Source organism: Pseudovibrio sp. POLY-S9 (genome assembly GCF_001431305.1).
Lineage (GTDB): Bacteria > Pseudomonadota > Alphaproteobacteria > Rhizobiales > Stappiaceae > Pseudovibrio.
Genome location: NZ_LCWX01000116.1, coordinates 1 through 1,279, shown reverse-complemented (window position 1 = coordinate 1,279; position 1,279 = coordinate 1). Strand labels below are relative to the sequence as shown.

General features: G+C 48.9%; 1 protein-coding gene. It reads left to right on the top strand.

The window, feature by feature from the left end; all coding sequences use genetic code 11:
* The coding region (locus PPL9_RS09115; RefSeq protein ID WP_161831260.1) for a M10 family metallopeptidase C-terminal domain-containing protein at positions 1-1,279 on the top strand (1,279 nt) is incomplete at both ends.

Sequence of the window (1,279 nt, the reverse complement as noted above, 5' to 3'; positions counted from 1 at the left end):
TCATTACAGACACTGAAGGTCTTGATATCATCAACACAAGTGCAGTCTCAGGTGATGTGGTGATTGACTTAAGTGGCACTCATCAGTCTTCCATTGCAGGCAAAAGCATCACCTTTAGCAGTGGGACTGTTATTGAGAATGCTTTCTCAGGGGATGGCAATGATAAGCTCTATGGGAATGCTGCAGCCAACACCCTTAGTGGCGGCAGAGGCAATGATGAGCTTTATGCTCATTTCGAGGAGTCCACTGAAGAGGTTGCTGGCAACCGTGTTTACCTGCAAGGTGACAAGCAAGTGCGCCAACTCACTGGCGATGTTGACATAATCTCCATTGAGAATGCTCAAGAATTTTATGTATCGAGCACTAGTGTTGGAATCACCTCTTCAGGTGGGCAGCTCGTGGCTCTGGGCAGCAACCACTACGCCGGTTTTGATGTCAACAATGATCTTGTTGATCTGAGTTCTCTTACGTCCGTTTCATCATTTGAAGATCTGATCATAACAAACAGAATTACGCTTAATAACATCACATGGGCTGGTATTGCGGCACCAGACGGCGGCATGATTTTGCTTGCAGGTGTCGATGCGGCTGATTTGACCAGTAACAACTTCATCTTTGCCAGAGGCTCTGCAGGGGACACTCTTTATGGCGGAGAAGGCGATGACGTTCTGCATGGAAGTGCAGGTAGTGACCACCTAGATGGTGGAGCAGGCAATGACACAGTCAGCTATGCTCACTCGAAGGCTGGTTTGACCATCAGTTTGACTGATAGTGCGCGCAATACAGGAGCAGCAGAAAGTGACGTCTTTATCTCGATTGAAAATGTTATTGGTAGCCAAAGTGGCAATGACCATCTGATCGGCAATGATCAAGATAATGACATCCAAGGTCTTGGTGGGGACGACCTCATAGAAGGCCTAAAGGGCAATGACACCCTTAGGGGTGGTTCCGGCAACGACACATACGTAATCAACCGCGGCTTTGGCAAGGATACCCTGACCGAGACCTCCGGCACAGACACCCTCCGTTTCACAGACGGCATCACCCTTGCCGACCTGAAGATTGTTACAGATGCTGGGGATCTGAAATTCTATCTGATTGACCCGGCCAAGCCAAATCAAGCCCTGGGTGACATCACCGATGTTCTGACCATCAAGAACTGGAGCGCTGAAAGACCGCACATCGAGCTTTTTGAGTTTGCTGATGGGACAGCCCTGAACAAAATTGAGATTGCAGAGGATGGACGCTATGGTTTGAGGGGCTTTGATAACGAGGCCAA